The following is a 4,984-nucleotide window of genomic DNA, read 5'->3' as shown; positions in this document are numbered from 1 at the left end:
TATTAGTTCTCGTCCAAACAAATTGCTTTTCAAAAATATTAAATTCTTTCAATCTATATTTAATTATTGATTATTGTTTTAAAACTCTGTTTTTCAAGAATATTACAGCTAACGTAAGTTCCTCTAAAAAGCTAAAATTCTTTACTAACTAACCTTTATAAACTCAAATATACTACTTTTTAGTAATGAATACTTGGTAAATTAAAAATTGTAGTTTTAGTTGGGTTTACAAGTAGGTGCTTTAAAAGAGGTTTAAATGTATACTTTTGTAGTTTGTTTTAAAAAATGGTAGTTGTACAATAGCTACGGCTGTTGTAGGCAGTATTTTTATAAGCTATTTTCTTGCGTTTTAAAGTACATATAATAAATAAGTATTAAGCTTAGAATTGAATAAATTGAGATTGGAATTATATAGTATTTGTATTTTAAATATTCATAGCTAAATGTCGTGGCTAAATAAATAAACTGAGCTATAATACAACCTATGACAAGAAGCTGTTTTTTACTGAAAATTAAATAAATACTACTCAAAACAATACAATTCAAAGATAATTTTAAGATAATTTCAAAGTGATGTCCGCATTCCATACATAATAGATCTATAAAACTTGCTATTGTGCCAACTATAATCCACAAAATATTTGATAAAGTTAATGTTCCTCCAGAATGTGTAATCGCTAAAAATGAAATTATCGTTAGAATTTTTAGCCCTTTTATTATTTTCGGATTAGAAACAGTTGTCATTTTTTTTAGGTTCTTGAATTTACATTAGTTTTGCGAATATTGTATACAAACGTCAGTTCGTCTAAAAAGCTAAATTTCTTTACTACCTAACTTTTATAAACTCAAATATACTACTTTTTAGTAATGAATATTTGATAATTTAAAATTGTAGTTTTAGTTGGGTTTACAAGTAAGTGTTTTAAAAGAGGTCAAAATGTATACTTTTTGTAGTTTGCTTTTAAAAATAATGATTGTGTAACAGCTACCGTTGTTAGCAGAAGTTTTTTTATTTGCAGATTTTTACAAACTTTTTAATATTGTCATCAAATCTATATTTTTCAATAGTATCAATTGTTGTTTTTAGATTTGTTTTTTTATTTCTGTCGACTTCTTTTTTTGTAAGAGTAATAATTTTTTTGTTTTTGTCAACACTAATTATTGTTTCATAATGAAAATTTAAATTATCTGAATTATTACCATACTTATCAATATCTAATATGTTTTCTCCATTGTAGTACAAATGTTCATAAGTATAACTAGACCCTTGACTAACCCATTCATTTGATTCTTTTATGCAATATTCATCTTCTGATATTTGTAAAATGTCAATATTAGTTGATTCGCCGAAACTTCCAATTCTTGAAACAAATTTTTTAAAATATAATAATTCCACATTCTCTTTTTCTTTATCTAATTTAAAAGTAATTAAACTCAAACTTGGAGAACAGACGTGACAACTTTCGTGTTTTCCATTCTCATCTTTTACATATGTGAAGGCAACTATTGTTGTCAAGTAATTATTGTCATATTTCAAGTATTTATCTAATTTTGTGTATAAATAACCGTCAGATGAAACTCCAAATTGTAATCTCTCTGCATAATTAGGTTTCCAAATAAATTCTTTAGTTTGTTCATTGAACTTTGCATCAAATAATTTAGAGATTATACTTGGAAGTACTGAATCAGCTTCAGATTTTTTAAACTTAATAGCATCTTGAGCATTTATATAAACATAAAAAAATAGAATAATAATTGTATATATTTTTTTCATAAATTTAAATTAATGTAAATTAGATACATATATTTTTGTTAATTATTTCTATTAAATATTTATTTTAAATGCTGATAAATTGTATTATTCCCATTTGTATAAACATTCCATTTATCTTTAATAGCATCAGTTAGTGGGTCGCCTTCTATCTCAAATTTTTCTTTTGGTGAACCTAAATAATATTTTTCAACAATTTCTTTCACATCATCCTCTGTAACAAATGTTCTGCTAAATGAAAGTTTTTTTTTGGGAATAACCATTTTTTCTGATGGAACCCAATGAAATGGTAATGTTAACCCTCCAATTACAATCAAAAATATTAGGGATTTAATAGATATATTTTTCATATTTTATTTTATATTGAGTTTTTTGTTTTTCTTCTTTGATAAAATTACTACTAACATAAGACTATAAAAAACTCACCTTCTTCTAAACAAATATAGTAAAAAACTTGTAAGAAAAACACAATGTTACGATTTTAACTTTCAACTCTAAAATAGATAACTCTAAAATAGCTTTAAAAGAGGTCGAAATGTATACTTTTGTAGTTTTTTTTAAAAATGATGGTTGTGTAACAGCTACTGTTGTTCGCAGTGTTTTTTTAAAATCCATAAGCTATCAGCCTGTCTTTGTAAACTCCTTTTTCAACTTTCCAAATCACTAGGTAACTTCCTGCTCCATCACTGTTCATAGTCTGAATATAAAATGTGTCAGTCAGCTTGTCATAATATACTTCTGCACTATCAATACTCGGTTCGTAAAGTCCTGCTAATGCTGATTTTGGTAGTGTAATTGTTTTCTGTCCAGTTTTTATGATTACATTTTCAAATTGAGTTCTTGGCATTCCTCCGTCCATTCCCCAATATTGTTTGTTGTCAATTAGTTCAATTTGCGTTGGATAGTCTTTAACATATTCAAAAGTATGCCTTCTCTTATCAAAATTACTTTGCGATATGATTACTTGTAGAGTATCCTTTTTAAGTGTCACTGAAATATCTGTCTTTTTTGAAACTTCCAAGGCAGGAAAACTAGAAATGAATTTGCACCTATCTTTATAAATATATCCATTTAGTTCTTTGCTGTTTTTTGTGTAGTCAATGTTAGTCCAATTTCCTTTGTCTTCAAAACAGTAAATTAAATGTCCATTTTGTAACCTGTCAATGATTTTGCTATTTGTTGTTCCATCTTCTCTTACGTTAAGTAAACTATCTTTGTCGTTTACAATTGCAAATTGTCCATAGCAAATGGAAGCCAAACATAAAAGTAGATAGGTTAGGATTTGTCTCATAATTGATTGTCTCGGTAAAATTATTACCAACGGCAGACTACAAAAAAAACTGATGGTCTTCCAAACAAATATATAAAAATACATGTAAGAAAAACATAAGTTTTGAAAATTTAAAAATGTTTGTATTCAAGTTATTTATCTAAAAAAATGAATATAAATAAAGCTCTATTTTAGGCACAACCATTACTTTACAACACTTGAAGAAAAGAGGTTACATTTCCTTAACCAAATTACATGTACAACTTAACCGATCTCTATGTGAACCGCCGAGTACGTGACCGGCTTGGTTTATGCTGAGCTTTGTCGAAGGGATCGGTGGTTTGAAAGGCGCACTACGTCAGTTTCTGGCGAAGCCGTCTACTCGATTGTAGGTAGCGCTTTAGTATCAGATGCCTAATTGGTTTGCAATGTCCATTTTTTCGTGTAAAACTCTTATAACTTCTATTTCATTTGATTTTGTTTTCTTGAAAAATACTAAGTGAGATTTTACTTTTGAACATCTATAGTTTTTTCTAACATTCCCAAAATCACGAGCCATTTCAAAATGATCAACTATATACTCAATTTCATCAAAAATCAAATTATAGTAACGGTCAGCTTGTTCAATCGACCAATTTTCAGCGGTGTAAATCCAAATTTTTTTAATGTCATCAAGAGCTTTTTCATTAATTATATATCTCGACATTATTTTCCAAAGTTTGCTTTAAGTTGTTCAAGATTTTTTTGGCGGTCAAAGTTTTTAATTTTGGCGCTTTTTTCACCAATTTTAAGTTCGTTGATTAAAGATTTTGTTTTGTTTTCTTCTTGCTCAAAAACTCTCAAAGCAGTTCTTACAACCTCGCTCACTGAATTATATTTTCCAGAAGCAATTTGCTCATTGATAAAATTCTCAAAATAGTCACCTAATAATATTGAAGTATTTCGTGCCATATCTTTTTTAATCAAAGATACCAAGTATTGGTATTTTGTGCAATATTTTTAGCGTTTTTTTTGGGGCAGAGTTACGCACAACGTCAGTTCGTCTAAAAAGCTAAACTTCTTTACTACCTAACCTTTATAAACTCAAATATACTACTTTTTAGTAATGAATACTTGGTAAATTAAAAATTGTAGCTTTAGTTGGGTTTACAAGTAAATACTTTTAAATTGCTTTGAAAGAGGTCGAAATTTATACTTTTTGTAGTTTGTTTTTAAAAAATGATAGTTGTGCAACAGCTACAGCTGTTATAGGTGGTTTTTCATATCCATCATTCCATGCAAAATTCTAACGACTTCAATTTCTTTTTCCGTTACAACTCTGTAAAATATTACATGTTGTCCAATTTTGAATCCAAGAACATTTGTTTCAACGATTTCGTATGATTTTCCTTGATTAGGTTTATTTGCTAATTCTTGACAAGAATCAATGAGTAAAGAATAATAAATTTCGGCTTGGTTTTCAGACCAAGTCTCAACAGTATAATTCCAAATTTCTCCCAAATCTTCAACGGCTTTGTTAGTCAAGTAAAACTTAGCCATTACTTTTTTCTTGATTTTAGAGTTTCTAAATGTTTTTTTGGATCAAAGTCAACAGCTCGACCACTTTCAATTCCTTCACGGATTGCATTGCGCAAAATGATTATGCGGTTTTCTTCTTCTTCCAAAAGTCTAAGACCGGCGCGTACTACTTCACTTGCGTTACTGAAACGACCTTTTGAGACAGTTGATTCGATAAAACTTTCAAAATGATTGCCTAAAGATATTGATGTGTTTCTTCCCATGATTACTTCATTTTTTTGTAAAGTTACCAAATTTTGGTAATTAAGCAAATAGTTCTGAGAAATTCTGAGAAAATCACCTATAACAGCAGTTCGTCTAAAAACCTAAATTTCTTTACTACCTTACCTTTACAAACTCAAACATACTACTTTTTAGTAATGAAT

Annotated in this window: 8 protein-coding genes; all 8 read right to left on the bottom strand. The window is 28.2% G+C overall.

Annotated elements, in window-relative coordinates:
* Nucleotides 1-327 precede the first annotated feature (327 nt).
* The gene (locus QZ824_RS10650) at nt 328-744 is read right to left on the bottom strand and encodes a hypothetical protein (RefSeq protein ID WP_291275995.1); all 417 of its coding nucleotides are present in this window, start codon (nt 742-744) and stop codon (nt 328-330) included.
* A gap of 265 nt (nt 745-1,009) precedes the next feature.
* The gene (locus QZ824_RS10645) at nt 1,010-1,774 is read right to left on the bottom strand and encodes a hypothetical protein (RefSeq protein ID WP_291275994.1); all 765 of its coding nucleotides are present in this window, start codon (nt 1,772-1,774) and stop codon (nt 1,010-1,012) included.
* Between the two features lie 59 nt (nt 1,775-1,833).
* Nucleotides 1,834-2,121 carry a hypothetical protein gene (locus QZ824_RS10640; protein ID WP_291275993.1) on the bottom strand — a complete coding sequence of 96 codons (288 nt, stop codon included), beginning with the start codon at nt 2,119-2,121 and terminating at the stop codon, nt 1,834-1,836.
* Between the two features lie 254 nt (nt 2,122-2,375).
* The gene (locus QZ824_RS10635) at nt 2,376-3,062 is read right to left on the bottom strand and encodes an SH3 domain-containing protein (RefSeq protein ID WP_291275992.1); all 687 of its coding nucleotides are present in this window, start codon (nt 3,060-3,062) and stop codon (nt 2,376-2,378) included.
* Between the two features lie 385 nt (nt 3,063-3,447).
* Nucleotides 3,448-3,747, bottom strand: coding sequence for a type II toxin-antitoxin system RelE/ParE family toxin (locus QZ824_RS10630; RefSeq protein ID WP_291275991.1), 300 nt, complete (start codon nt 3,745-3,747; stop codon nt 3,448-3,450).
* Entirely contained in the window at nt 3,747-4,007 is a 261-nt protein-coding gene (locus QZ824_RS10625) for a type II toxin-antitoxin system ParD family antitoxin (protein WP_366844497.1), read from the bottom strand. The genes QZ824_RS10630 and QZ824_RS10625 overlap by 1 nt, the downstream gene beginning before the upstream one ends.
* Before the next feature lie 279 nt (nt 4,008-4,286).
* Nucleotides 4,287-4,580 carry a type II toxin-antitoxin system RelE/ParE family toxin gene (locus QZ824_RS10620; RefSeq protein WP_291275990.1) on the bottom strand — a complete coding sequence of 98 codons (294 nt, stop codon included), beginning with the start codon at nt 4,578-4,580 and terminating at the stop codon, nt 4,287-4,289.
* Entirely contained in the window at nt 4,580-4,822 is a 243-nt protein-coding gene (locus QZ824_RS10615) for a type II toxin-antitoxin system ParD family antitoxin (RefSeq protein ID WP_291275989.1), read from the bottom strand. The genes QZ824_RS10620 and QZ824_RS10615 overlap by 1 nt, the downstream gene beginning before the upstream one ends.
* Nucleotides 4,823-4,984 lie beyond the last annotated feature (162 nt).

It is taken from the genome of Flavobacterium sp. (genome assembly GCF_021151785.1).
In the GTDB taxonomy this organism is placed as follows: Bacteria; Bacteroidota; Bacteroidia; order Flavobacteriales; family Flavobacteriaceae; genus Flavobacterium.
The sequence above is the reverse complement of the archived record's forward strand: the minus strand, read 5'-3'. Positions and strand labels throughout refer to the sequence as shown.

Excerpts from the sequence above, each read along its gene's own strand:
- QZ824_RS10650 (WP_291275995.1), bottom strand. The coding sequence starts at position 744 with ATGACAACTGTTTCTAATCCGAAAATAATAAAAGGGCTAAAAATTCTA.
- QZ824_RS10645 (WP_291275994.1), bottom strand. The coding sequence starts at position 1,774 with ATGAAAAAAATATATACAATTATTATTCTATTTTTTTATGTTTATATA.
- QZ824_RS10640 (WP_291275993.1), bottom strand. The coding sequence starts at position 2,121 with ATGAAAAATATATCTATTAAATCCCTAATATTTTTGATTGTAATTGGA.
- QZ824_RS10635 (WP_291275992.1), bottom strand. The coding sequence starts at position 3,062 with ATGAGACAAATCCTAACCTATCTACTTTTATGTTTGGCTTCCATTTGC.
- QZ824_RS10630 (WP_291275991.1), bottom strand. The coding sequence starts at position 3,747 with ATGTCGAGATATATAATTAATGAAAAAGCTCTTGATGACATTAAAAAA.
- QZ824_RS10620 (WP_291275990.1), bottom strand. The coding sequence starts at position 4,580 with ATGGCTAAGTTTTACTTGACTAACAAAGCCGTTGAAGATTTGGGAGAA.
- QZ824_RS10615 (WP_291275989.1), bottom strand. The coding sequence starts at position 4,822 with ATGGGAAGAAACACATCAATATCTTTAGGCAATCATTTTGAAAGTTTT.